The following is a 25,455-nucleotide window of genomic DNA, read 5'->3' on the forward strand; positions in this document are numbered from 1 at the left end:
GTCTTAAAGCTACTTAGCCTGCAATATGGCGCTTAATTATCGTTAAATGGCTCTAATGCCCGTTTAATGCAGTAAAGTTATTAGGAGCGTTCCCAAAATGAAGTCGCAAAATGATCCTGGCCGATCTAAATCTCGCCATCACGAATACTCCCTTATCCTGCCAATTGTTGCGCTGGTTATTCTTAATCTTTGGGGCGATACCAGCAATTTTGCCGCTGTCATTGTGATTAACCTGATTGCGCTGGTCGGTATTCTCAGCAGTGCTTTCAGTGTCGTGCGCCATGCAGACGTCCTAGCTCACCGCCTGGGTGAACCCTACGGTTCCTTGATTCTCAGTCTGTCAGTGGTGGTGTTGGAGGTCAGTTTGATCTCGGCAATGATGGCGACTGGCGATGCCGCACCGGCATTGATGAGGGATACACTCTATTCAATCATCATGATTGTTATTGGGGGATTAGTTGGTGTGTCGTTGCTGCTTGGTGGCCGCAAATTTGCCACTCAGCATGTCAATTTGGTCGGTATCAAACAGTATCTGATGGCTATCTTCCCGCTGGCCATTATTGTCTTGGTATTACCCAGCACCTTGCCTGACGGTAACTTTACCGTGGCACAATCCTTGGTTGTTGCGGCTATTTCGGCGGCAATGTATGGTGTTTTCTTGCTTATCCAAACCAAAACCCATCAGAACCTGTTTGTCTACGAGCATGAAGACGAGGGGGATGACCCGAGTGACCCACACCACGGAAAACCCTCATCTCACAGTAGTCTGTGGCACACATTTTGGTTATTGATTCATTTGGTTGCGGTAATCGCGGTGACAAAATTTGACGCGAACCCATTGGAAGCACTGCTCACCGAGCTCAATGCACCGGCTAAATTTACCGGCTTCCTGATTGCCTTACTTATCCTGTCACCAGAAGGATTAGGTGCTTTAAAAGCGGTGCTGGCAAATCAGGTACAGCGGGCCATGAATCTGTTTTTCGGTTCTGTGCTGGCAACCATTTCACTGACTGTCCCTGCGGTAACCTTGATTGCAGTATTGACCGGGCAAGAGTTGAATTTTGGGCTTGAAGCACCGCATATCGTGGTGATGGCCAGTGTATTGCTTCTGTCGCAAATCTCATTTTCTACCGGCAGAACCAATGTACTCAACGGCACCGCGCATCTGGCGCTGTTTGCAGCTTATATGTTAACAATCATGTTATAGCGGTTATTTATCAATAGCAAAGGGCAAGCGTGAGTCGCGCTTGCCCTTTTTTATCATCTATTCATAATGTTGAGTTATGAATAGGCATTTAAAGTGCGTTGGCAGAGTGCAGAGCGGACACAATCCTGCTTATCAAAGCGAATGATGCCAATCATATCATCTTCAGCAAAACGCTCCAGTGCATCGCTAAGACCGGATTTCACACCGCGCGGTAGATCGCATTGGGTAATATCGCCATTCACGATAACGGTGACATTCTCACCGAGGCGGGTCAGAAACATTTTCATTTGGCTGGCGGTTACATTTTGTGCTTCATCAAGAATAACCACCGCATTCTCAAAGGTACGCCCACGCATATAAGCGAAAGGCGCAATTTCTACTTTACCGATTTCCGGCCGCAAACAATATTGCATGAAAGATGATCCGAGGCGGCGCAATAGAATGTCATACACCGGGCGGAAATATGGCGCGAATTTCTCGGAGATATCACCGGGTAAGAATCCCAAGTCTTCATCTGCCTGCAATACAGGCCGCGTCACAATTATCCTATCAACTTCTTTGTGAATTAATGCTTCAGCAGCCTTGGCCGCGCTAATAAAGGTTTTACCACACCCCGCCTCACCGGTGGCGAAGATGAGTTGTTTACTTTCTATGGCTGATAAGTAATGACCTTGAGCTTGTGTACGCGCCTGAATAGCGGAGGTATCACGGCTATCCCGTGCCATACCGATTGATTCAACACCGCCCATTTGCACTAACGATGTCACATTTTCTTCCTCACGCTGACGATGACTACGTGAATCACGTCTAATTACGCGTTTCGCTTCACGACGAGCTTTGATCACTGCTTTCTGTCTTCCCATAGTGGCACCTTTCAGTTTGATTCACCTACCGCAGCAGATTTATCTGCGCGATTATGTTTCACATACAGATGAGGTTTTGGCTTCCTTTGCAGCCAATGATAGCCAATGAAAATGCGAATAAAGTCAACACACCGGCTTAATGGCCGGATGAAAACAATATCGCAAGGGGAGTGATTACATGACGTTGATACAGGCAAAGAAAGTAAGGATGACACTAATATATTAAAGGTAAATAATGGCGTTACTGCTGTAATTTGAGAGTCGGAGGGAAAGCCCTCGTCACTACGAGTCGCGTGGGTGAAACTTTGGTTTTCTCTTAACAGCCCAATCATGGACTTTACCATTAGCGATCCCCGCAGTGATAAACAACAGCCTAAGCTGTGCACCGTGTGAAAAATACCGCCAGATGATTACAGTATAATGACACTCTGAGGATTCGCGATAGCAAAATGTAAAAAAATATAACATTTCGATTTGGTCATATTTCACTCTAATTATTTTTTATAGCACGCTATACTATTAACCCCCCTGCCTCACTCACTGCATTAAACTCAATTTTTATTTCGCCTTTACCTTTCTTGATTATTTTTTAAGCAAAGGCGATAATTAAAAATAACCATTATAAACAATTAGATAGCGCCAACCTTAATTAAGCCGGTTACCATTAACAGCTGATTCTTAAATCCTGTAAACGCCGCTTTTGCTTACCCTCACTATCAAAGTTTTCGCTGTCCAGCCAATTGTTAAACGTCTGCTTAATAAGTGGCCATTCATGGGCTGTTATGGAATACCAATTAGTGTCTCTATTACGCCCTTTAGTCACAATCGCCTGGCGAAATTGCCCTTCATACTGAAAGCCAAATCGCATTGCCGCCGCATTTGACGGCCCGTTCAATGAATCACATTTCCACTCACAACGGCGATAGCCTAATTTGTCGAATATATAATGTAATAGCAAATAGATAGCCTCAGTTCCCGCGGAATGGCGTTTTAAGCGCGGCGACCAATTAACCGAACCAATTTCAATCACTCCATTTTTTTCATCAATCCGTTGTAAACCTACCGTCCCTAATGCCAAACCTGATTGTGTCCCCATCACTGTATAGTGGACAGCATCTTTAGCACTGATTAATGTCTGTAGGTATTGCTGGAAATCATCTTTATTTTCTGGCCGCTCACAATAAAAATAGGTCCAGTCACTGGCATCGGCTATCAGATGGTAGCTCTGATATAAAGATTCTTCATGTTTATCTGAGTCTATCGGAGCCAGAGAGCAAAAATGCCCGGATAGCAGCTCTTTCTGTGGCCGCCGTGCAGATTGCCAATGTGGTAATTCTGCCCCAATAATTTGTCCGAAATGATTTTGATTCACTATGTGCTCCGGTTTAATTGATTCTCAGAGAAATATCATAGGCTATTACCGCAATAAATTTTGCCAAATCATTGCAATATATAAAGCAGAGGCGGTAAATGAAAACTGAGTTTTGCAAGATTGATTAGGGGAATAACACGAAATCACCCTGAATACCCGATATAAGTGGCTAGCACTTATTATCAGGTATTCAGAGAGGAGAAACTTATCCTCGGCGTAAATTCACGACCGGTGCCACAGAGGGAAGTTGTAATCCTTCTTTGACATCCAGTAATTGGCCGTGTTCATCATTATACAGCGTGAGGCAGGAGCCTGCTTTTAATTGAGCAATCATCTCAGGCGTCATTTCCATACTATTGGCAAGTTCATCATCATCTAAATGCGGACGATGACCACGGCGCTCAACCTGAAAACGTACTTGGTTATATTTGGCCCAAACAATCAACACGATAGCATTAAATGCGGCAATTGCTGCATACAAGGCGAGTGTCGTCAGGCCCGCCAAAATATACATTCTGAACGGAATTGGCCCCATATTCGGGGCGCGGTGGATCATATCCAGAAAGCCCTTCACAAACAGGAAGATAAAACCAAACCAAGCTAATGCAGTAATGGTAATATCAATCAAGCGCGGGATTAACCGCTGCTCGGTATGAATCAGAGGCGTACTCATGGTTTAACCCTCCCGATCCCGCGATCCGGGCTGACCCAGCGCGCACGTTTGCGTTTAGTGTTCAGCATGACTTTGGGGAACGACACCACGGTAGTGAACAAACTGAGCATCCAGTAGACCATGGGGTACCAGATAATCCAAAACAGTGAGCTGCCCAGTTTAGGTTCATAGCGCCGTTCAATCACCAAACTAATGGCAAATTGCAACAAACACGTCAGCGCCAATACCATCCCGGTAAAGGCCGGTGGGAAGACCGTCTGCACATGAATGCCCGGCGGTAAGGTAATCACCAAGCCCAGCAGGAACAGAATGATACTGAACAGATAAGTAAATGCCCACGTGATAGACAGTGAATATTCCAAGAATAACAGCCACATCCGACGATTACGCCAGCGCCACAACTTGAACATATTCTTCAGGAAGACCTCAGCCCCACCTTGCGCCCAGCGCAGACGTTGCTTCCACAGCCCACCTAACGTTTCGGGCATCAAAATCCAGCACAAGCCCCGAGGTTCAAAGAACACCGACCAATGTCTTATCTGGAGTTTCCAACTGATATCAATATCTTCAGTTATCATATCCGGGCTCCAGTAGCCCACATCCGCCAATGCTCGACGACGGAAAGCGGCAACAACCCCGGAGACGGTGAAGACTTGCCCATACACGCGCTGAGTCCGTTTAATCAGCCCAATGATAGAAGAAAATTCCCCCACCTGAACACGGCCAATCAAGGTTGAGCGCGTGCGGATACGCGGGTTACCGGTCACTGCGCCAGTACGCGGATTCGCAATCAGCGGCGCGACCAAATAAGGCACCGCATTCTTGTCCAGCAAGGCATCACCATCAATACACACCAGATATTCGCTGCGCGCAGCGGCAGTGCCCATTCGCAAAGCAATGGCTTTGCCTTGGTTATGGGCCAGGTGAATAACACGCAGGCGTGGGTCTTCAACCAACATTGCATCTAACACTTGCGCCGTGTCATCACTGGAGCCGTCATTGATGGCGATAACTTCAATATTGGTGTAGGTCTGTGCCAATGCCGCGTGAATCGTTTCCCGCGCATTCAAGCCCTCGTTAAAACAAGGAATTAAAATAGACACCAGCGGATTGCCCTTCAGTTCCGGCGCAGGAACATTATCGCCCCACGGCCAATGTCTTTCACGGCGTAGCCAGAAATAGACACCGCCAGTTATCCAAATGCCAGACATAAAGAGCGGGTAGAAGAAGACAAAGTTCAGCAGCACATCGCCGGTAAAGAGCAGGATCATTCCCGCGGGAATGCTCAGTACCAGACATAGGATGAGTAATGCAATAATTCTATCGATCATATAAAGGATACCAAGCAGAAGATAGCACAGGGCGGACATCTTTCAGCGGTGGTTCGCCAGTGATAAAGTTATCCGGATAGTAACCAAAATTTTGCGCGCCATTTAACTGCAACTGGCGCATCCATCCTGCCAGGATCGGGCCACTGATAGCATTATTGCCCTCAGGTTTAGTCCAGTCTTTCGATTGCAGTTCAAATACAGTTTTATTGAGTGCGCCTGGACGCTGCGCAACTTTATTAACCATTTGAGAGAGCCACTCGTTAGACTCTGAGAGGGGCACTTTCTCCATTAATGGCATGGCCATTGGGGCAACCCAATCATAGTTAGCCAAGAAATCATCAAAATTCTGTGCAAACCATGCCTCGCTTTCCGGTTCCATAATCGGCATCGCAAATATATTGCGGGCTGACTTCACTTGCGGGCCACGGATATCTCGCACTTGGCGGGTCAATTCATTGGTAAAATCGACCAAATATTTGCTCTTATAGTGCGTCCAGCGCGCCATGGTTTCCGGGTTGTTGCGTATCTCGACAATCGACCCTGGGAAACCTGCTTTTTGGTATGCACGCATAGCATCCGGTGATGCATCTTCGAAATCAGACATGACGGCATCGTCATGATACAAAATCCCGTCAATCGGGGCGCTATAGGCCAGATCGCGGTAAATATCAATAATGCGCTGCCTGACTTCGGGATTAAATGGCGATAGGCGGCGATATTGATCCGGATCGATGCTGGTTTTACCTGTTTTTGGATCAATACGTTGAATTCGTGGTAATGACGAATCCATTTCAAATGCCAATACCGGCATCCAGGCATAAACATCCACATCAGGGCGTGAAGCTAGCTGCCACGCCACCCGATTAAACAGGTCTTGGCGCATCGGTATCCAGCGATTTGGGAAATAAACCTGCCGAATATTGCCATCCCCTTTGGGATCAGAAAATGCTTGTAAAAACACGGTGGTAACACGTAAATCAGAAATGCGCTGTACTAATTTATCGAGATTTTCCCTTTCTTGCACCGGGTCGGGATCGTAGAGGTAATCCAAATCGACATGCGCGACGCGCATGATGTCTTTTTCCTGTACCGAAGTGACCAACTGGGCAAAATCTTTTAACGACGGATTATTACTGATCAGAATCCGTGGGATATTCATCAAATCATTGACGTTACCAATGCCCGGTTCCAGTGTCATGGCCATCTGGTAGCCGTGTTGACGCAAGATACTGATAACAGTGCCATTTGGTGCACCGTACGGCCAAACCCAAACCCGTGGCGGTTTACCCGTAGCTTGAGTAATTCGCTGAGTTATCAATGAAACATCTTTTTCCATCCGTTGCTTAAAAGCAGCTTCGGTTTCATATTTTTTGGTCTTAGGGTCATACATCAGATTGGCCGCAGCCGGTTCAGTATTCCCTTGTGGGTTAGCTATCACGCCATAATGTGAGGCGTAAGTATGCGCACCAATTTCAATCAACTTTGATTTTGACATTTCACTGATCTGCTTCCAGGTCAGGAAACGGTCTCGGTCAGTGCTTAAACCACCAAAATCCACTTTTTTATTGGCCGGGGTATCAATCCACGTGCCAACCGGGGCTAGCACGGCACTCAAATCATTAGCTTCTAATAATGGGTAAACACGAGAATAAAAACTGCTGTAACCATCATCGAAAGTGAGCAACACCGCCTTGTTGGGTAAAGGCGCCCCACCATTATGCGCCGCCAAGATTTGATCCACAGAAACCACGTTGTAGCGATTGTCTTTCAACCAAGCCAATTGTTCACTCAGTGCACTGCTGCGTACCGACAGATAGCGTTGATCCGCGGAATCATCTTCAACATCATGATAAGCAATGACCACAAAGGTATTCTTCTGCCACGGTCTTTCACTGAGAGGCAATGCGCGCTCGGCCGGTGGAACAAATACCGGTTTTTCTGCATAACAGACGGACGCAAGTAGCGTGACCATTCCAACTACCAGTATCCGCATAAAAAATAGTATCTTTGCCATGGAGCGTCCCTTAGAAACGGTAATTCAAATCAAAAGCGAGCGAGAGATCATGCTCACGGGTGCCATCATAGGGGCGCTTGTCATAGGTCACGGCGACGCCAGTATCAACAACATCATTCCATTGAACCCGTTGCCCATAACTGGCTGTTGTGACCAAGCCATTTCCGTAGTTTTTCTCCCAGTAGCCACCGACACCGAGTTGCACTTGCTGGCTCCAGATTGTTTTATAATGACGATACATAATGTGATTTATCGTCACCGCAGGAAGATAGGTAAAATCACGCTTCGGGTTATAATAAATCACGTCTTCTTTGGTGTTGGTGCTCGCCGCCAAGCCCAGATTGAAATCTGCGGTCAGGTAAGGCCCTGTCCAGATACGCTGACGTCCATTCAGCTCATATTCCCAACGTTTGTTACCATCCGAAAAATCTGACGGTGTCACATTAAATTCGACATCACGGCGGTCATCGGCTTTCCAGAGCACAAAAGCTGAAGCACTGTTGGCGTAGATGTTATTTTTTAAGGCCCGCAGAGGAGTATCTTTCGCCAATCTTTCAACTTGTCCCCCCACCCGCCAGTGATCATTAAAATCATACCAAGTCGATAAACGTGCGCCGGTCTTATTACCAAAACCATAATTCTGGTTATTTACCTCCGCCTCAACCCAGTGGTCGCGAGAAGTCCACTCACCACCTAATCGCATAACACGATTAATGCCGGTGCCCTCTTCAAATTGCGCATTGTTATAACTACCGCCGCCGAATACCCGCCAGTTATCGGCAATAGGCGGACTATAAAGCAGAGTTTCAACACCGTAGTCTTTATTGCCACTGACCGGGCTATTCGAGGAAATCGTTCGGTTACCTGTCACGCGCAATTCATACATATTATGAATTTTACGTTGGCGATCTAACTCTTGTGATGGAACATCTTCGGGCGAGCGAGCAATCACATCATCCGTTAACAGCTCCATTTGACGCCATTCCTGCAAATCCATCGCCGTTTCAGCCTGTGCGCGCTCTAAAATCAGGCTCCGAGGTGCCAATGATTCTACCGCCTTCAATTCTTGTTCAGATTTGCGTGGTAAATCCCTCGCCAGATAAACACCGGCTAAGGCAATACGTAAATTCTGGTTAGCCGGGGCGGTACTGGATAATGTCTCCAGCTTTTTCTGTGCTGCAGGCAGGTCATTGAGCGCCACCAGGGATTGCACCAATAGCGTCTGACCCTCCATCCAATCATCATTCGGCTCTTTCCCCGGCAAACCATACACCCCAACTTGATAAGGCGTTTGTTCGCTATAGTTCTTAGCGAATTGATGCGCCTTATCTAATTGCTCACTTTCATTGAGTGCGTAATAGAGATCATCGGCATCCAGCAAATCATCACTGTTGCGGAAGGTTTTACCATCGGCGTAATACAAACTGGCTAGAATTGGCGCGGCCTTTTCCGGCATCCGGCGGTCAATATACGCGGAAGCCGCCCAGCGACGCGCATAGTCAGGCATTTTGTAGCCTTCAGCTTCCATACTTTCATATTCTTTAATCAGTTCTTCGGTATGACGACGAACCAATAATGCGCCGAGTCTATCAATTCGCGCCCGCTGGTAATCGGCCTGAGCCTCTGGCTCTTTGCTCCAACGTGTTAATAAATCCTGATAATCCGCCAATGCCTGATCGGCAATATAAAAACGTTCAGTTTCACTGCGCGTTGGTAATACCGCCATACGCACTTGTTCCGCGGCAGCATCTCGCTCAAGTTGCCGATACTCTTCTGCTGAAACTAATTTCGGGTTCTCTTTGGCGAGCTGTAATGCAGGGTCAACAATCCGGTTTCGTTGCAAAATCTCAAGATGATTTCTTAAAACCTCATCAGATTCAGGGGCTAACCGTACTGCTTCGCTGGAAGCTTGCAATGCATCATAGTTGCGATTGGTGGCACGGTTGAGATAAGACAGTGTCATATAATTTTGCGCGGAAGGGTTACGCTCAGCCAACTCTTTTGCCTGTTGTAACGCCGCACCGCCACGGCCCGAATCAGCCTGGGTCATGATCATACCGGTAATAAGATCAGGGTTGGTGGGGTCTTTCTTTAAACTGCTTTGCCACAATGCCAGGGCTTGATCCCAACGCTTTTCATTACGATATGCTCGGGCCGCAGAAGCCAGCCCCCGCGAGGAGAGATTCATTGAGGAATGATATCTCTCATACACATCAATAACCTCCTGATCACGCCCAGCCCACCCCGCAATTTGCAACCAGTCATCGACCTGACCACTATTAAGTGGCCCGGCTTTAGCTTCTTTTTGTAAATAATCGAGCACCGGTGCGGTATCCCCAGCTCTGGCTTTGATGATTAATGAATCATATTGTGTTTCTGCCAAAACTGGATTAACTGAGAGGCCGGAAATTAATAGCGCTAATAAAGTCATTCTGTGCCGGTGCAACGGGCGCAGTAGTGTCGTAAATGCGTTATACATTATATAACCCTTAAGCCAGCAACTTGTTTGATTTTCAAGAAAAGCTACTTCACGAACATCCATTTTTCATTATGGAATTATGATGAAATGAAGTCCTTAGAATGTATTACAACATGTTACATAGGATAGTTGAAAGAAAATACTATTGTCGAGTTATTATAGAATATTGTTATTTCAGCGATTAATAGAGGCAGAAGTGTATAATAGGCGTCAATTTAGAGTGCTTTGAGATTAATCTTAGTCAAATATTCCACCAAAAGGCAAGATTTAAAGACTAAATATTTTCACTAAAGCAATGTCGCGATACAGTGTTCTGTTAAAAGATTGCAAAATTTGATTTTTAAGCTGTATATGGAGAAATTAGCTACATAAAATTTTAATTCCCCAAAATATTTTTATATCGGCAAAATCACATCATGGCGAGAGAGCGATTATCACGATCGTTATAATAAAATACAGAATGATTTCATTCTATAATAACGCCAGCAAAATAATATCAACTTAAAATCATCACTCAATTGAACTTTAACTACCTGTTTCATATTAAAATTTCACTCTCCAATAGATAACATCTGCCACGCCATAGTGAAAATTAAAAATAGACCCTACAAAAAATCACGAGAGTCTATTTAGAAAAAATTTAATTCAAATCAAGTGAAAGGTGATATATGGATTAATTATACTGACGTAAATCGCGATCCAATTTACTTAAAAACTCATAGCCATTATTGGTAATGAGAATCATATCCTCCAACATGATGGAGCCAATTCCAATTCCGTAATACGGTGTTTCGAGGCTTAATACCATCCCAGGAAGAAAGGTTTCCGTTGCCAATGTACTAACAAAAGGCGCTTCTTCCAATCCTAAAAATACGCCATCCCCATGACCAAGGTGGCCGCGATTATAATGGGGTAAACCCGACTTTTTAATGAAATCCATGGTTGAATCGAACACATCTTTTAACTTAACACCTGGAGCCACCATGGATAACATATGTTCATGCCCGGCTCTGATAGTGTCATAAATCTTTTGCGTGAGTTCGTCCGGTTCCCCCAAAACAAAGGTTCTGGCAAGATCAGCGCCATAGCCCGCAACATCGACCCCGCAGTCAAATTTAATAACATCGCCAAGCTTGGCCGGTGTCTCATCAGCGAACATTTTAGGTGAAAAGTTATCGCCGACAGAAATAAGATTAAAGCGAGAAAAATTCGTCTGCGGAAAACTCATTACTGCCGCTTTAAATGCAGCGGTTAATTCTACTGCGGTGCACCCCACTCTGATATGTTTAGCCGCACTGGCGATACCGTATTCAGTAATTTCAGCACTTTTGCGCAGATGTTCAATTTCCCACGGGCTTTTGATCATGCGGATTTCATTGAACAGCGGCGTTGAATCAACCAGCGTTAACCCAGGAGCCACTTTATCTAACACATTTTTACCCCCGTTAGACATGGCGTGCAGTTCAATAGCAATAGTTTTATCCAGCACCCCCGCGCGTTCAAGGGCCTTCTTCACTAAACCAAAAACCGCCGCAACCGGAGGGCCGATAGGGCGTTCGTGCTTTTTCTGATAATGGAGTGGGTCACGCGGGTCATCAACATCAACCCATACCGGGAAGGTGTTCAGTTCCATATTGGGCATATCAAAGTGGCTACTGGCGGCTTCAAACTCATTCATGATGACTTGAGATGGTATGCTCTCATCACGAAACATGATTGCAATGGCGGCACCGGTGTGCCGGAAGGTATACATAAAGAAGCTGGCAAAGCCGGTTAGGTAATAAAAGTTATCACATACGGTGACGACCAGAGCATCAATCCCCTCTCGTTCCATGACCTCACGAGCTTTGTGCCCGACAGCATCTAAATGGGCAATTTTTTCTTTATCCACCAATAGTATCCTTCAAGACTTACTTTATCTGTAAGTTGAATCATATACCGGTTATGCTCGAGATTCTAACGGGCAATCAAGGCAACTGCCGACGCCCGGCAGTTTATTACGTTGGCAACAAGTGCGGCGCTCCATTGCATCATTACGTGGAATAACAGTACGATAGAGAGGATTATCTCGCCCATCAGGCAAACTTGAAGTGAGAAATAGATGTTCAATGGTAGTGTCATAGGCTTCAATGGGGCCTAACTTGTTAACAAATTCGTGCAGATACCAAAATATCAAGTAGCCAATATTATTCCATATTAGCCGGACGTTCGCTCTTGGCTGGCGCTCTATTTCCGCCATAACCGGAATAATATGATGATCGAGTAATAAATAGAGCCGCTCCAGTAAAGATGACGGCGATTTATCCAACCAACGATGTTGATAATAAATAGCTTCCGGCCGCCCTGTGGGGTGAAACTTGATTCGAACTCTTTCCGGGCGGGTATCTATCATTGCGGGCAATGCCAGCAACATCAAAATCATTGGTGGAATAACCAAACCGAAATACCACTGCCCCCATAACGAATACAGCGCTTTATGATTCGGCTTAAGTTCAGTGCCACTGTAATAGGAATCTTCGTAGTTTTGCATCAACAGTGGCAAACTCTGCTCAGTAGCCCACTGTGGCAACAATACACTTTCTTTAGGTATCTCAGTAACATCGACATAAAACGATTCCGAGAAGTGCACGAATGTTCTGGCGAACAAACGGGCTATCTCATCAGAGATCGCCGTTGTTGAAGGGTAAATCACTTCAGCCGTATTCGACACAATCCATACTCCACGGAACCTATATGGACTTATTATTACACTCAGTGATAATGATTATCAATGAAGTTAATTAATAATTCTCAACAGCATTCAATACTAAAAAACATTTCACTATATTGACGGTTTTTTCGCCAAAAGAGTCGCAAAGCGCAATTTTATCCGGTTGCCCTCGGCATCCGTCTTATGTAATTGCCCAACATCTTCATTGTATTTAATAATATCCCAATCTTTATAGTACTGGCTTAATTCACCAGACTTTAATGTAAAGGAAAAAGGCACGGTGCAAGGGAAGTCATCAGTTGACATAGCCGAGATAATTAAATTATAGCCACCCGCGAGAGTACACTCTTGCATATTATTGATAATATATGGAATTCTTTCTGGCTGTAGGAACATCAACACCACTGTTGAGAGAATAAAGTCATAGTGATTATCCAGACTAGCTTCATTGATGTTATAACTGCTGGCGCTGATGTTTTGCAGTTCTTCCTGCTCAATAAGCTGTTGTAAGTGACGAATACTGTCGCCATTCTTATCCACGGCGGTCACATCAAAACCTAATAAATTCAGATACAGCGAATTACGCCCAGAACCACAGCCTAAATCCAGCGCTTTACCGGGCCGGACCGTTTTCACCGCCTCAATCACTTCTGAATGGGTTGGGGTTAAATGATATTTCTTATGATAAAAATCTTCCGGCGTACAATAAAAACTGAGTTGGCATTGCAGGTCATCTGAACACGCGGCAATACGGTGCCAGACTTGTGGCTCAATAAACGGCGGTTGATGCTCACAAGAGAATGAATGTCTTTCCAGCGTATGACCTGCTTTATCAAGGATAAAAAACTCCATCTCCCCACTGAGAATAGTCAGTTTGGCCCATGTCCCTGCTTTGGTATTGTGCTGTTCACGAAACATCGCGGGCACGCCAGCACTATTCCAGACCGGTAGCTGCTTATAGCAAAGCAAGGCTGATGTATTTTCCATGCTGATATTCCTCAGATAATTTAAAGGTGCATTTAATATGCAACATATAGTACAGCATAAGTCTGATGAAATGAAGCTGTCCACGCGGGGCGCGCACTGTCGTGTTGAAGCGGTGCTAACCCATTAAATCAGCAGGGTATCATTTGAGAACAGATTATGGGGTTGCAGACTTAACCGCTTTTAAGCTCTCAATATGACTCGCCAATTCTTGAATATCATCATCTGTAAGATGGGCTTTGGCTTTATTACCTCTGCCGATAATCTTGCCATCACGCCGGGCGGTAAGACCATCGACAATCTCATCGCGGGATAACGATATCAATGGCGGGGCTTTATCCAAACCTTTGCGATCAGCTAAACGCCCATGGCAACTTGAACAGGTTTGTTTATAGAGATGTTCACCGTCAGCGGCAGACAAGGCTGAGCTGCTGAACACCACCATACACATAGCCAGCAACAAGACTTTCATTATGCCCCCGTGGCCCATTGTTGGAACAATAGGGTCAGATCCTTTTCATTACGTGCGCCCTGATGTAACTCAGTGACCTTGCCGTTACGATCAATCATAAAAGATGTTGGTGTGCCGATGACCTGATAGCGCTCTTGCGTGATGCCCAGTTGATCACGAATAACCGGATAACTGATATTACGTTGTGCTAATAGCGGGCTGATATCAACCTGTTGTGGATCGGTATTGATAGCCACCACCACGATATCCTGCGGGTACTGCTGGCTGAGTTTATCCAAAGCGGCCATCTCCGCAAGGCAACCGCCACAACTTGCCGACCAGAAATTAAGATAAACCTGTTTTCCTTTCCATTGTTCGAGCGCGACAGGTTTACCTTGTAGATCATAGGCCGCCAGTGGGGGGGCAATTTCCCCTACCGCCACCTCCTCTTGCTTGCAGGCACTGAGTAGCACTAGCAATGCACATAAACTCACTATTTTGACTCGATTACGCCACATGATGACGACTCTCTTCATTAAGATATTTACCATGTTGGAGCCGGATTATCCGGTCAGCAACACAGCCTAAATCAGGGTTGTGGGTGACCATCACAATGGTTCGCCCTTGACGATGGATATGGTTGAGCAGATCCAATACCCGTTGCTCATTCTCTTCATCAAGGTTACCCGTTGGCTCATCAGCAAAAATAATGGGTGGCTGATTGACTAGTGCACGGGCAATACAGACCCGCTGCTGCTCACCGCCAGAAAGCTGGCTCGGCAAATGCCCCATCCGTGGCGTCATCCCCACTTGCTCCAATACCTGCCGGGCCGCAGCCTCATCCACCACACTGTGATAATGCTGCGCCAGCATGATGTTCTCGAGCGCAGTCAGATAAGGAATAAGGTGAAATTGCTGGAAAACCAAGCCTATTTTGTCGGCCCGGAACTTCCTGCGCCCCTCTTCATCAAGCCCCGCGGCATCAATACCATCAAGCAATACCTGCCCCTCAGTGACAGTATCCAGGCAAGTGAGAATATTCATTAATGTGGTTTTACCTGAACCGGATGCCCCCATAATCGCCACAAACTCACCGCGCTTAATGCGGATATTAATGTCTTCCAGCGCCGTCACTTGCCCGAAACGCTTATACAAATGTCGGGTTTCAATAACCGCATCCGTGGCGTTCTCAGGTACCACCCGTGTTAGTGGCGATGTCATTTACTACTCTCCTTTCAGGACTTTAGCGGGTTCAATATGAATAGCCCGGCGAGTGGGAACAATTGCCGCCACCGCGGCCACTAACAGTGACAAAATCAGCGTCAATGGCAATACCGGCGCACGCAAAGCAATTGCCGCGCTAAATACTGTCTGCCCCAATACTTGTGCCAGCAGATAACCGAGCAGAGCGCCACAGACGGCGGCGGCCAGTGAGATAATCAACGTTTCGGTTAGCATCTGACGAATAATATCGCCACCACTGGCTCCCAACGCTTTTTGCAATGCAAACTCTTTCGCGCGCTCGCTCACTATCGCCATCAGCGTGGTGTTGACACACAAAGATGACAGGATAAGGATAACCACAGAGACCAACCCCATTAGGCCTTTAATCTTATCAAGCACCTGCCCCTCAGAGGCTGAAACCTTGCGAATTGGCCTGATTTCAAGATCTGGATATTGCTCACGCAGATGGCTGGCAAAGGTTTCAACCTGCCCCACATCATTGCTAACACTCAATAGCGCATTACTGATATGCCCCGGCTGATTGAGCCATTTCTGCGCCAACTCCAGATTGACGATCAACATATTATCCGTGGCATCCCCTGCTTCCACGATGCCCTTAACTTGCAAACGCTGGCGCTCACTGCCATTCACCAGTGTGAGAGAATCCCCGACTTTGACGTGCAAGCGCTCCGCAAGTTTGACGCCAATCATGGCATTGCGGTCATCAAAACTGACACCAATCCAGTTCCCCGTCACTTGCCAATAAGGCACCAGTTGCTGCAAAGACTCAAACCACACCCCCATCAGCACCACTTTTTCCAGCTCAGTCCTTGCCATGCCATAAATATAGGGGCTTGAGGCGTTGATAAGCCCTTGCGGGGCAGCATCAATAATGGGTTGAAATCGCGCCTGTTTAAATGCATTGCCGTGCCCGGGGCCAATGTAAAAATTGGCACCAAAGGTGCGCAATTCCTGACTCATTTTGGCGTTAATATCAAAATAAACAGCTGACATTGCGGTGACAATCGCCGCGCCGACCGTCAATGCGGCAAACACAACACTGACTCGCTGCATGCGAAGACGCAATGCACGCAAAACTAAGCGCCAGAACATGCCATCCAGCCCTTTATGCTGAGCGCCCCGCTGATTAACGGCCATAGAGCACCTCCACCGGGTAAAGACGCGCAATTCGACGGGCGGGGAACCAGGTTCCAATCACGGCAATCAAAACAGAGATAACCAGCACGCAAGGCACGACCATCCAGGCGAAACTTAGCGGCGTGCCAAATAACATGAGACCAATAGTTTTTGCCAACCCCCACCCGGCCACACACCCCGCTAACCCACCGATTAGGCCGCTGATTGCCGCCTCAAGATAAAACAACATCAAGATTTGCCACTGCCGTGCGCCCAAGGCTTTCATTAAACCAATCTCTTTTGCCCGCTCCATAATCGTGCTGGTCATCAGTGACGCAATCCCCATTGCCGCTGCAATTAACGCGGCCAATGTCACCACCGCCAGCAATAACTGTATTTTTTCAATCACCAGCCCTTCGGATGCCGCAACTTGCCAAATAGGCCGCACCACTGAACCTGATATCGCCTCTTCTAATTGGTGGGCAATGGAGGAAACATAGGCGGTGCAATACCACAGGTCATACTCTTCTGCATTGAGGGCCTCAAGATTTTCGCGGGCTTTACGCGATAATTCGTTTTCCGGCACGGTTAGGGCCGAAACCCTGATAGCCTGAATTTTCCCTGCCAACCCGAGCAGCGACTGAACCGCGGCAAGCGGCAACACCAAACGCCCCTCTTCTTCGCCACCGCTGCTAAGCACGCCGCTTATTTTCACGACTAACGGGCCAGCAACGCCGTTGAGATGCAACTCATCGCCCGTTTTCCAGCCGGTTTGTTGGGCTAATTGTTTACCGAGCAAAGCTTCAACTTCAGTCGCACCGGCGTTGACCGGCTCTTGTGGCCAGCGCCCATTAACTTGCCAATAAGGGCTAATGATTTGCTGCCCGGTGTGATAATCCTCTTCATCAGGCACATCAACCGGCTGATTAAAATAAGTCCCTAATAGCGGGATATTCTGGCCATTGACCTCGGTTTCACCACTCAGTAATGGGGCAAAACCGACAATATTGTTACGCCAAAAAATATCCTTAATATTGGGTAACTCAGCTTGATCCAGAAAATCCTGCCCGGTTAGCGGGTTGCTTTTTTCACCAAACAGTGATGGCAGAGCGACCTGACCGGCGGGTTCAATCAGAATATTTGCCCCATAAGATTTCAACTCACGGGACATTTTGTCGCCAATATCGATTGAGACCGCCAACAGTGAAGAAATGAGCCCTGCGGCCAAAAACACCGTAAAAACTGCCAGCGATTTACGCCGGACATTTCTGAACCAAGACTGCTTGAGCATACGCCACAACATAATTACGGATTCTCCTGTGCGTCACTGTCTTCAGCACTGATAACCGGGGTGACAAATTGCTCTGGATGGTCGCGAAAGCGGTTGTAATTCACCTCGGATGAGAAGAAATAGGTTTTATCCCCATAACGGTATTTATACTCGGCTTTTTGGTTAGTTAGATGGGATTTATCCACGGGATCAATTACATCCAGAGTAACCACGGTCGTGAAATAATTGACCCCCGCCTCAAGTGACGCTTTAGAGATAAGCAATTCTTTATCGTCACTCTGCCAATCTTCCAGCGGAATCGGATTGCATCCCCCTGCTTTACCGATAGAGGGAATAAAAATATGCACCGCGCAGGCCACACAAATCACTTGATTACCCTCCATCACATAGCCCTGATCGCCACATAATAAACAGGCGTCAAAGACCACGCTAAGGCGCAAGCGGTCTGGATAACGATTGATGACAAAGAAGCGGACAGCTTTACCATCATCAGCCAGCCAAACAAATCGGTGCAGATTACCATCCCGCACTTGCTCGACAGGAATATGAACCAGGCCGTCTGCGGCGAGCGTGACGGGTAAAGCTTCCGATAACTGAGGGGGCTGAGAGGCAACTTTATCCCAGTACAGTTGGGCGCCCACGACCACGCCCCATGCCAGGATGGCGAAAACGAAGATTCTGCGGACGTTACGGTAATCCGCAAGTGCTTTGCGGTGGGCAATAGGTTCCACATTTGCGCGCACCACTTTGCCGGCATGACGCAGCGGCATTAAATAACACAGTGTCGTTACCGCCAATAGCAAGGCACTGAAGTAGTTCAACCAGGCATGCCCATTAGTAACTAAAGCCACATAACTCAGCAGCGACTTCGTTAACGGCACCACCTGCAACTTCATCAGTAATAGCATCGCATCACCGCTGAGCGGCAAAATCAATAACAGTGTTAATAGCACCAACAGTGGCCAACGACCAGAGGATAGCTGCCTAACCATCATCAACAACAATACCGCACAAAAGGCGACCCAAAAGAATGCCAGTACAATGGCGGCCAGATTGAGTAGCAAGTCAGTATTAATGACATGGGTATTGGTAAACGCCCCCAGATTGGGGTTATTGCCCCAATTAAACGCCGCCCCCACGACCAACAAGCACTGCCAGCAATAACCTAATGCACGGCTTTGGGATAATTGACTTAACAAAAACACCAGCAACCCGAGGAGTTGCATGCCGACCAGAACTAACTGCAATTGCTGCGATTTGGGGTAATAGGCTCCGGCCCACATCCCCATAACCACCATGAGTATTGTTATCCATACGACCTTATTTAGCGCCGGTGCTGGCCTGACAGCCCAACTTAACCCCAATAACAACGCCACAGGCAAAAAGGCTTGTAATACGGAGACAAAAAAGTAACTCATTAGCACACCTTGGAGGAATCACAACACCTGCCAGCTATCACTGCTCAACTTTATATCCGTCATACTTCAAGCTGCATGTGCACTAGCTGCCCTGTTCACTCTAGGCACTTATTTGTGTAAGCGCCTGCGCATTAATGGGCCTTAAAGAGGCGCATCCTACGGGCTAGCATGAATGCTGTTCAAACCGGCTTTCGACCGATTGCACTTAAGTTGCCACCATCCTGCAACCCCCATTATTAGGCGACAGGAGACTGACAACCACCATTGACTGACCATTTTGCATGAAGCAAAGCCGCGATAGCTGTAGTGGTTATCGCGGCTCTTGTTATCAATTCAGGCCGGTATATTTGAAGTCATAGCTCACATCAAAAGGTTTCCACCAGCGGCCAACACCGGTTTCGCTGTCGGTGTGGCGATGTAAACCGGCTTTAGATGGCTCGCTGATATGATAGGTCACTTTATAGTTACCAACCCCCATCATTTTGATGTTAGCACCATAGTGTGGGCCATCACTGGCAACCATTGGCATGAAAGTGCCTTCTTGTTTAGCGCCCGTATCGGTGTTTACCAAGGTATATGCAATAGTCAGGTATGGCATCCATTCGCCAGCACCAAAACCATTTTTATTGCCCTCAGTTGCATGAATATCCGCTTCTAAATGGATATCCGCTTTCGCGGCCGGCAGCCCCATACCACGCGGTTCCATATCAATTGGCTGTAAGTAAACTGCGGCTATTTCCATATCATTAATTTTGATAGGTTCGCCCGCTGGGTACTCTTTAAAAGCAAAAGCAGCCGGTGCTGCAAAAATACTGGCAATGATGCTGCTGGCAATAATCGTTTTCTTCATAGTCATGTAGCACACCCTTAGGTATCAAATGATAAGTACACTTCGTTATTTACACTGGCATCAGGCCGGGCCACTCAGCTGAGATATTACGAAGCCGAAACACCGCGGCTCTGGAGCTTACGGCCACGCCGCTGCATGACCCATAAAGCAACCAATGCGGCAACCAGTAATATCCCTTGAGGAATCAAGGTTTCCAGATAGGGATAGACTCCCAACCAACTAATTTCAGGTACCCCCGGCAACAAGGTCGGTTCAAACAATTTGCCCTCAATTAACTCAAGAACACTCTTCCCGGCAAACACAAATGCCATCAGATACATAAAGCCACCGGTAAACATGAAGAATGGTTTGAGCGGCAATTTGACGACGGTAAAGCGCATAACCAGATAAGCCACCAGCAAGATGACGCAGCCGACACCAAACCCGGCTAAAATAGACAAGTGGCCACTGGTGGTACTGGCATCGCCCATCAGGGCCAGATAAAACAGGACGGTTTCAGCCCCTTCGCGGTAAACCGCCAGGAAACTGGTCAGCCATAACCCTATCATTGACCCACTGCTGAGGGACTTAGAGAATTTCCCCTCCAGATAAGTTTTCCATTGGCGGGCTTCGGTTTTGGATAGCAACCAATAGCTCATGGAGAACAGCATCACCACCGCGATCATCATGGTGAACCCCTCCAGTAACTCGCGACTTTGCCCTGAATTGGCAAATAACCACTGGAAAACAAAGGCCGTTAACACACTGGCGATTAACGCAACCACGACCGATTGGCGAATCAGTGGCAATTTGTCGTGATGATTGTTTTTAACCAAATAGGCGACAATCGCCGCCACAATTAGCAGGGCCTCCAAACCTTCGCGCACAATGATGAGCAAGCTGTAGATGAACAGGCTCCAATCAGTTTCATCCCCGCCGCCGAGCATCTCAACCGCGCTGGACAGATCTTTTTGCAACGCCGCTGCTTCAGTTTGTAACTGTTCAAGCGGCTGGCCTGCTTTCATCAAACTGACCAACCGCGTGAAATGCCCCTCTAAAGTTGATTTAAACGCCGCATCCCGCGAGCCAACTTTGTTCTCCATACCACTGGCTTCAAATAAATCAAAATAGGTATCTTGAACAGACATCATTGCTGGCGTAGTTTGCCCTTTCTGGTACTGGCTAATAGCAGTGGTAATAGCTTGATTTATCTTGCTAGAAACCGCCGCCCAATCAGCATTTGCTGGCCCATCGGGAGCTGTAGTTGCTACAGCAGCAGACTGGTCGGCGGTAACTTGTTGCTGTTCGCGCGTCGTCGGCAAACCCGGTAGCGTGTCTTCAATGGTTTGAAGCAGCCCGGTAACACGGTAGGCAACTTCGGTGATTTGATCCGGTTTGCGCGTTAAATCAATCAGCGCAGTAAATTGCTGATTAATCGCCGCGGCCTGTTGCGCAGAACGATTCCCACGGACAGACATCTCCATTTCAGAGTTTTTAAACCCCTGATAGTGCGCCTGTTGCACACTTTGGCTGGCGGCGGCAAATTTGCCATCTTGGTATTCACTGATAGCCTGTGCCAATAAGTCATCAATGATTTTGAAACTCTGCTGCCAGTAGACCGCGATGTCACTGTTTTCATAAGCGGCATGTTGCTGCTCGGCGGTGAGTTTATGGCCACCGGTCAATACCGGTAGCACAGCGGCCAGCTCACCCTTAAGCCAGTTAATTTTATTATCAACCTCAGCTTGTGGCTTCCCCTCGCCAATCATGCGCCGGATTTCACCAAAAGCCGCTTCCATTTGATAACTTTTCTGCGCCGAAATATTGATGCGGATCGGCCCTTCCAGATTTTCAAAAACTTCAAAATATGCCATTTGTACCGTGGTACGAGCTTCATCATTATTATGCTGTTGGTACAACTGAGAGGTTTTATCGAGACGGGATTGGATATCATTGACCCACTGCTGATAATCTGGACTTGCCCAGGCCAAAGCACTAGAGAGCCACCAACAGCAGCAAAGCAAAATAAATTTGTGCCAAATTCGCATAATATAATGAGTAACGCACATGAAGTTGATAATGAGATTTATTAACATTAACACTAAACAAGGGAAATGTGTCTTGATCAGTATCAAAAAATATTTAGTCTTTTTAATTTTTGTTTAAAAAGTGCGGCGCATCCCGCAAAATTAGCGCAAATTACGGCAACCAATACGGCGGTTTAACAATGAACAATACCCCAGCGGAATATGAAAATACGCGTGCTAGTGCCAATGGTAATAGTTTAATAACACGGCTATCGATTGGTCATGAATCAACTACAGTCATGACTAAAAATGCTGACAAAATTATTAATGAACAGCAACTTACCGTTGGTTCTAATAATATTGCCTTGCGTTATTTTAAACATACCCCACCGACCGCCGATGAGATGGAAACAGCCATTATGGTGGTTGAAGATGAAGTCATCCGCATCAGCCCCGCGGTGAATAAAACCTCGCAACTGATTACCAGCGATGAATATCTTGCAGAGCTGGCACAACTTGCCGGTTTACCCCGGCAATCAGAAATACGAATGTCACTCGAATCTGTTGAACGAATGTTTGACCGGTTGGCGGCCGTTATGATGGGCAGGCCCGCGGCATCTGAAGGGATACCCGCCGACAATGAGTTTGCGGCACGTTTACTGATTTTACGCGAATTTATGCACCATTTGCAGTTTTCATCAATCACTGTGCAAGTACACACACAATAAGTGACCGGCGCTCTTGGCGCACAAACACCTTCGCGAGTCACCGGGCTTGCCCCCAATATTACGTCACTCGCATGGTGTACTTATTTTGTCTTTAATAAATTTTATTTCATTATCCCTCAGTGACAACCAGGCGAAATCTGCCACAATGAATTGCTTATTTATTGCACAGGGAATAGAGTCCTCAATTATAGATATTCACATGATATCTCATAATATCCATATATATTGATCATGGAATTGGTCATAACAATGCCTAAAACGGATGGAGGCGATAATGAAAGGGCGGCATTTTATTCATAATCATTTAAAATAACCACCCAGAATTTATCTTTCAAATATGCTAAAAGAACTTATTGAATCTTTAATTATTGATAATGATTTTTTCGCAAAATTAAAAAACTCTTCATGTTCACTTGACGAGAATGAGATTTTCTTTCACAGCTTACCGAAAACCGAAGGAACACTCACCTCATCCGCACTCACTAACGCGGTCTCTGTCGAGTGGGATAAATTGGGTATCCCAACCATTACTGGCGAAAGCCGCGAGGATGTTAGCTATAGTTTGGGCTACATCCATGCCCAAGAGCGGTATTTCCAAATGGATTTATTACGTCGTCTGGCGGCTGGCGAATTGTCCGAACTATTAGGTGGCGCAAAGGAACTCATTGAGACCGATATCCAAAATCGCCGCTGGTTATTACGTTCACGGGCAATAAACACCTTAAAAAATTTATCAGTCGATGAAAAAAATATATTAGCACAATATACCAAAGGGGTTAATGAGGGTTTAAGTTCTAAAATAATAGTTTCATTTGAATATGTTATTTTAATGACTGAAGCAACCCCCTGGAAAGATGAAGACTCTTTATTAGTTCTTTATGCGCTGTCTTTGGAGCTTCAACAACAACAAATTGCCCGGGTTTATACGCGCGGTTGGATTGATCAACACAGCACTGCCGCCCAAAAATCATTTCTCTTACCCGAAAGTTCTTCTTGGGATACCCCTCTTTCAGGAACCATTCCGCCGCCGCCCTCCATAGCAGAAACACCCCCTGATTGGTGGGGAAAAGGGCATGAAAATGCATCAACACTCCCCTCTCAGACCCCCTTTTATGGCAGTAATTGTTTCGTGATTGATGGCCAACACAGTAAGAATGGTCAAGCAATACTCGCAAATGATATGCACTTGTCACTTATGCTGCCTAATACCTGGTATCGTGCATCACTAAATTACCTGTCACCGGATAAAAAGCATACATTCTCCTTATCTGGCCTGACATTGCCGGGCGTGCCAGTTGTTATCATTGGATGCAATCAACATATTTCTTGGGGTTTCACACATTCTTACGCAGATACGCTGGATTGGGTAAAAACGCCAGAACCGCTGTCGCACTGGCCGGTAGAGACAGAATATATAAAAGTTAAACACAGTGAGGATATTAAGCTGGATATCCCGCTAAGCCCCTATGGGCCAGTGGTAGCCACCGAGCAAGGCAATATGGCAATGCGCTGGGCCATGCAATTACCCGATGCCATCGACCTGCACTTCTTAGCCATTAATGAAGCCCTTTGTGTTTCCCAGGCGATTGATATTGGAACCGGCTCAGGAATGCCCGCGTTAAATATGTTCGTTGCTGATAAAAATGGTGATATCGGCTGGGCACTGGTAGGAACATTACCTGACCGCATCATCAAAGGGGACATAAATACATTTCCTGTCGATGAAAATAATCAATGGCAAGATAACGTGTTACCTGCCGCGCAACACCCCCACATTCTTAACCCGTCATCTGGCATACTGTGGAATGCCAATAATCGTCAAAGTTTCAGCTCAGACTATGACAATATTGGTGATGGCGGTGCCGATATCGGGGTACGCGCTTGGGAAATTAAGCAGCGCCTTATTAAAGATGCAAAACTAAATGCAGATGATATGCGAGCCATACAATTAGATAATACTGCCAATCTATTTATTACCTGGCGGCTAACCCTCTTGCCATTAATAACAGACAGTTTCCTCATTAATCAGCCCCTGCGCCGGCAAGCACTTGATTTAATATATCAATGGGGTGGGAGTGCGGGTACTGATTCTGTCGGATACCGCATCATATCCCTATGGCGCGATATGATTTATAAAAATCTATTCGGTAGGTTAGATAACCAATTAGCGGCGCAGTGGCCAGCCGCAAATTATTTAACGGCTAATACTCGGTGGGACGAAACCGTCATGGCGCTGATTAATGCGCCGCAACAGGCAGCATGGGTTCCCCACGGATTTACCGGCTGGGATGACTTTATTGTTAGCCAACTGGACATGGTGTTAGCCGCCCTGACTGCCCAAGAGGGGCAATTGTTCCATGCCACCTGGGGGAAAGCAAACACCGCTGCCATCATGCACCCCTTTGCCAAAGATATGCCGGCATTAAGGCCACTTCTATCTGCCCCCGCCGATGAACTTTCTGGCGATCATAATGTGCCGCATGTTTGCCGCCCAGACTTTGGCGCCTCATGCCGCCTTGTCGCCTACCCAGGGGATGCCGCAAAAGGAACATTAACCCAGCCGGGCGGCCAAAGTGGGCATCCCATCAGCCCATGGTTTTTGGCCGGCCATGAGTACTGGGTTCATGGGTTATCTTTGCCCTTGGAGCCAGGGCCGGTGCAAAAAACACTGATGATGCAGCCACAGAAAAGTGAAACTGTTTCATGATTATTTGGCG

General features: G+C 46.7%; 20 protein-coding genes. 3 read left to right on the forward strand and 17 right to left on the reverse strand.

The annotated features are described in order from the left end of the window. Positions 1-97 precede the first annotated feature (97 nt). On the forward strand, positions 98-1,207 hold the full coding sequence (gene chaA, locus D5F51_RS09975; protein WP_129196458.1) for a sodium-potassium/proton antiporter ChaA: 1,110 nt from the start codon (positions 98-100) through the stop codon (positions 1,205-1,207). A 74-nt stretch (positions 1,208-1,281) separates the two neighbouring features. Here chaA and phoH read toward each other — a convergent pair whose 3' ends face one another. The 17 genes from phoH to D5F51_RS10065 all read right to left on the reverse strand — a co-directional run bounded on the left by phoH (position 1,282) and on the right by D5F51_RS10065 (position 22,031). Continuing rightward, on the reverse strand, positions 1,282-2,070 hold the full coding sequence (gene phoH / locus D5F51_RS09980) for a phosphate starvation-inducible protein PhoH (RefSeq protein ID WP_025378025.1): 789 nt from the start codon (positions 2,068-2,070) through the stop codon (positions 1,282-1,284). Positions 2,071-2,734: 664 nt separating this feature from the next. Beyond that, positions 2,735-3,442, reverse strand: a complete 708-nt coding sequence (locus tag D5F51_RS09990; RefSeq protein WP_129196460.1) for a GNAT family N-acetyltransferase — start codon at positions 3,440-3,442, stop codon at positions 2,735-2,737. 205 nt (positions 3,443-3,647) lie between these two features. Next, positions 3,648-4,115 (reverse strand): poly-beta-1,6-N-acetyl-D-glucosamine biosynthesis protein PgaD, encoded by a 468-nt coding sequence (pgaD, locus tag D5F51_RS09995; RefSeq protein ID WP_025378023.1) that lies wholly within the window; start codon positions 4,113-4,115, stop codon positions 3,648-3,650. Next, positions 4,112-5,446, reverse strand: a complete 1,335-nt coding sequence (gene pgaC / locus D5F51_RS10000) for a poly-beta-1,6-N-acetyl-D-glucosamine synthase (RefSeq protein WP_025378022.1) — start codon at positions 5,444-5,446, stop codon at positions 4,112-4,114. Before pgaC ends, pgaD begins: the two co-directional genes overlap by 4 nt. Next, entirely contained in the window at positions 5,436-7,460 is a 2,025-nt protein-coding gene (pgaB, locus tag D5F51_RS10005; protein WP_129196462.1) for a poly-beta-1,6-N-acetyl-D-glucosamine N-deacetylase PgaB, read from the reverse strand. The genes pgaC and pgaB overlap by 11 nt, the downstream gene beginning before the upstream one ends. A gap of 10 nt (positions 7,461-7,470) precedes the next feature. Further along, positions 7,471-9,939 (reverse strand): poly-beta-1,6 N-acetyl-D-glucosamine export porin PgaA, encoded by a 2,469-nt coding sequence (gene pgaA / locus D5F51_RS10010; protein WP_129196464.1) that lies wholly within the window; start codon positions 9,937-9,939, stop codon positions 7,471-7,473. A 673-nt stretch (positions 9,940-10,612) separates the two neighbouring features. After that, complete coding sequence (locus D5F51_RS10015) at positions 10,613-11,830, reverse strand: M24 family metallopeptidase (protein ID WP_129196466.1); 1,218 nt, start codon at positions 11,828-11,830, stop codon at positions 10,613-10,615. Positions 11,831-11,881: 51 nt separating this feature from the next. After that, positions 11,882-12,649 carry a siderophore-iron reductase FhuF gene (gene fhuF / locus D5F51_RS10020; protein ID WP_129196468.1) on the reverse strand — a complete coding sequence of 256 codons (768 nt, stop codon included), beginning with the start codon at positions 12,647-12,649 and terminating at the stop codon, positions 11,882-11,884. Between the two features lie 111 nt (positions 12,650-12,760). Next, complete coding sequence (tehB, locus tag D5F51_RS10025) at positions 12,761-13,636, reverse strand: SAM-dependent methyltransferase TehB (RefSeq protein ID WP_129196470.1); 876 nt, start codon at positions 13,634-13,636, stop codon at positions 12,761-12,763. Between the two features lie 154 nt (positions 13,637-13,790). After that, the gene (locus D5F51_RS10030; protein ID WP_129196472.1) at positions 13,791-14,105 is read right to left on the reverse strand and encodes a c-type cytochrome; all 315 of its coding nucleotides are present in this window, start codon (positions 14,103-14,105) and stop codon (positions 13,791-13,793) included. After that, a complete protein-coding gene (locus tag D5F51_RS10035) occupies positions 14,105-14,602 on the reverse strand; it encodes a TlpA family protein disulfide reductase (protein WP_129199302.1) in 498 nt (165 codons plus the stop codon). Before D5F51_RS10035 ends, D5F51_RS10030 begins: the two co-directional genes overlap by 1 nt. Next, a complete protein-coding gene (locus D5F51_RS10040; RefSeq protein WP_129196474.1) occupies positions 14,592-15,305 on the reverse strand; it encodes an ABC transporter ATP-binding protein in 714 nt (237 codons plus the stop codon). The genes D5F51_RS10035 and D5F51_RS10040 overlap by 11 nt, the downstream gene beginning before the upstream one ends. A gap of 3 nt (positions 15,306-15,308) precedes the next feature. Continuing rightward, positions 15,309-16,421: an ABC transporter permease gene (locus D5F51_RS10045; protein ID WP_186368150.1), complete on the reverse strand. Its 1,113-nt coding sequence runs from the start codon at positions 16,419-16,421 to the stop codon at positions 15,309-15,311. A 34-nt stretch (positions 16,422-16,455) separates the two neighbouring features. Further along, on the reverse strand, positions 16,456-17,748 hold the full coding sequence (locus tag D5F51_RS10050) for an ABC transporter permease (RefSeq protein ID WP_129196478.1): 1,293 nt from the start codon (positions 17,746-17,748) through the stop codon (positions 16,456-16,458). A gap of 2 nt (positions 17,749-17,750) precedes the next feature. Next, positions 17,751-19,154, reverse strand: a complete 1,404-nt coding sequence (locus D5F51_RS10055) for a Fe-S-containing protein (RefSeq protein ID WP_129196480.1) — start codon at positions 19,152-19,154, stop codon at positions 17,751-17,753. Between the two features lie 328 nt (positions 19,155-19,482). Next, the gene (locus D5F51_RS10060) at positions 19,483-20,010 is read right to left on the reverse strand and encodes an iron transporter (protein ID WP_004390794.1); all 528 of its coding nucleotides are present in this window, start codon (positions 20,008-20,010) and stop codon (positions 19,483-19,485) included. 80 nt (positions 20,011-20,090) lie between these two features. Beyond that, positions 20,091-22,031 carry an FTR1 family iron permease gene (locus D5F51_RS10065; RefSeq protein ID WP_129196482.1) on the reverse strand — a complete coding sequence of 647 codons (1,941 nt, stop codon included), beginning with the start codon at positions 22,029-22,031 and terminating at the stop codon, positions 20,091-20,093. Positions 22,032-22,210: 179 nt separating this feature from the next. Here D5F51_RS10065 and D5F51_RS10070 point away from each other — a divergent pair, with 179 nt between their 5' ends. Together D5F51_RS10070 and D5F51_RS10075 are read left to right on the forward strand one after the other, a co-directional pair. After that, positions 22,211-22,738 carry a hypothetical protein gene (locus tag D5F51_RS10070; protein WP_129196485.1) on the forward strand — a complete coding sequence of 176 codons (528 nt, stop codon included), beginning with the start codon at positions 22,211-22,213 and terminating at the stop codon, positions 22,736-22,738. 337 nt (positions 22,739-23,075) lie between these two features. Further along, a complete protein-coding gene (locus D5F51_RS10075; RefSeq protein WP_129196487.1) occupies positions 23,076-25,445 on the forward strand; it encodes a penicillin acylase family protein in 2,370 nt (789 codons plus the stop codon). Positions 25,446-25,455: the final 10 nt, after the last annotated feature.

This window comes from Yersinia hibernica, from assembly GCF_004124235.1.
Taxonomy (GTDB): domain Bacteria; phylum Pseudomonadota; class Gammaproteobacteria; order Enterobacterales; family Enterobacteriaceae; genus Yersinia; species Yersinia hibernica.

Excerpts from the sequence above, each read along its gene's own strand:
- D5F51_RS10070 (WP_129196485.1), top strand. The coding sequence starts at position 22,211 with ATGAACAATACCCCAGCGGAATATGAAAATACGCGTGCTAGTGCCAAT.
- D5F51_RS10075 (WP_129196487.1), top strand. The coding sequence starts at position 23,076 with ATGCTAAAAGAACTTATTGAATCTTTAATTATTGATAATGATTTTTTC.
- D5F51_RS10055 (WP_129196480.1), bottom strand. The coding sequence starts at position 19,154 with ATGAGTTACTTTTTTGTCTCCGTATTACAAGCCTTTTTGCCTGTGGCG.
- pgaB (WP_129196462.1), bottom strand. The coding sequence starts at position 7,460 with ATGGCAAAGATACTATTTTTTATGCGGATACTGGTAGTTGGAATGGTC.
- D5F51_RS10060 (WP_004390794.1), bottom strand. The coding sequence starts at position 20,010 with ATGACTATGAAGAAAACGATTATTGCCAGCAGCATCATTGCCAGTATT.
- D5F51_RS10050 (WP_129196478.1), bottom strand. The coding sequence starts at position 17,748 with ATGTTGTGGCGTATGCTCAAGCAGTCTTGGTTCAGAAATGTCCGGCGT.
- D5F51_RS10030 (WP_129196472.1), bottom strand. The coding sequence starts at position 14,105 with ATGAAAGTCTTGTTGCTGGCTATGTGTATGGTGGTGTTCAGCAGCTCA.
- D5F51_RS10045 (WP_186368150.1), bottom strand. The coding sequence starts at position 16,421 with ATGTTCTGGCGCTTAGTTTTGCGTGCATTGCGTCTTCGCATGCAGCGA.
- D5F51_RS10065 (WP_129196482.1), bottom strand. The coding sequence starts at position 22,031 with ATGCGAATTTGGCACAAATTTATTTTGCTTTGCTGCTGTTGGTGGCTC.
- pgaA (WP_129196464.1), bottom strand. The coding sequence starts at position 9,939 with ATGTATAACGCATTTACGACACTACTGCGCCCGTTGCACCGGCACAGA.
- phoH (WP_025378025.1), bottom strand. The coding sequence starts at position 2,070 with ATGGGAAGACAGAAAGCAGTGATCAAAGCTCGTCGTGAAGCGAAACGC.
- tehB (WP_129196470.1), bottom strand. The coding sequence starts at position 13,636 with ATGGAAAATACATCAGCCTTGCTTTGCTATAAGCAGCTACCGGTCTGG.
- chaA (WP_129196458.1), top strand. The coding sequence starts at position 98 with ATGAAGTCGCAAAATGATCCTGGCCGATCTAAATCTCGCCATCACGAA.
- D5F51_RS10035 (WP_129199302.1), bottom strand. The coding sequence starts at position 14,602 with ATGTGGCGTAATCGAGTCAAAATAGTGAGTTTATGTGCATTGCTAGTG.
- pgaC (WP_025378022.1), bottom strand. The coding sequence starts at position 5,446 with ATGATCGATAGAATTATTGCATTACTCATCCTATGTCTGGTACTGAGC.
- D5F51_RS10040 (WP_129196474.1), bottom strand. The coding sequence starts at position 15,305 with ATGACATCGCCACTAACACGGGTGGTACCTGAGAACGCCACGGATGCG.
- pgaD (WP_025378023.1), bottom strand. The coding sequence starts at position 4,115 with ATGAGTACGCCTCTGATTCATACCGAGCAGCGGTTAATCCCGCGCTTG.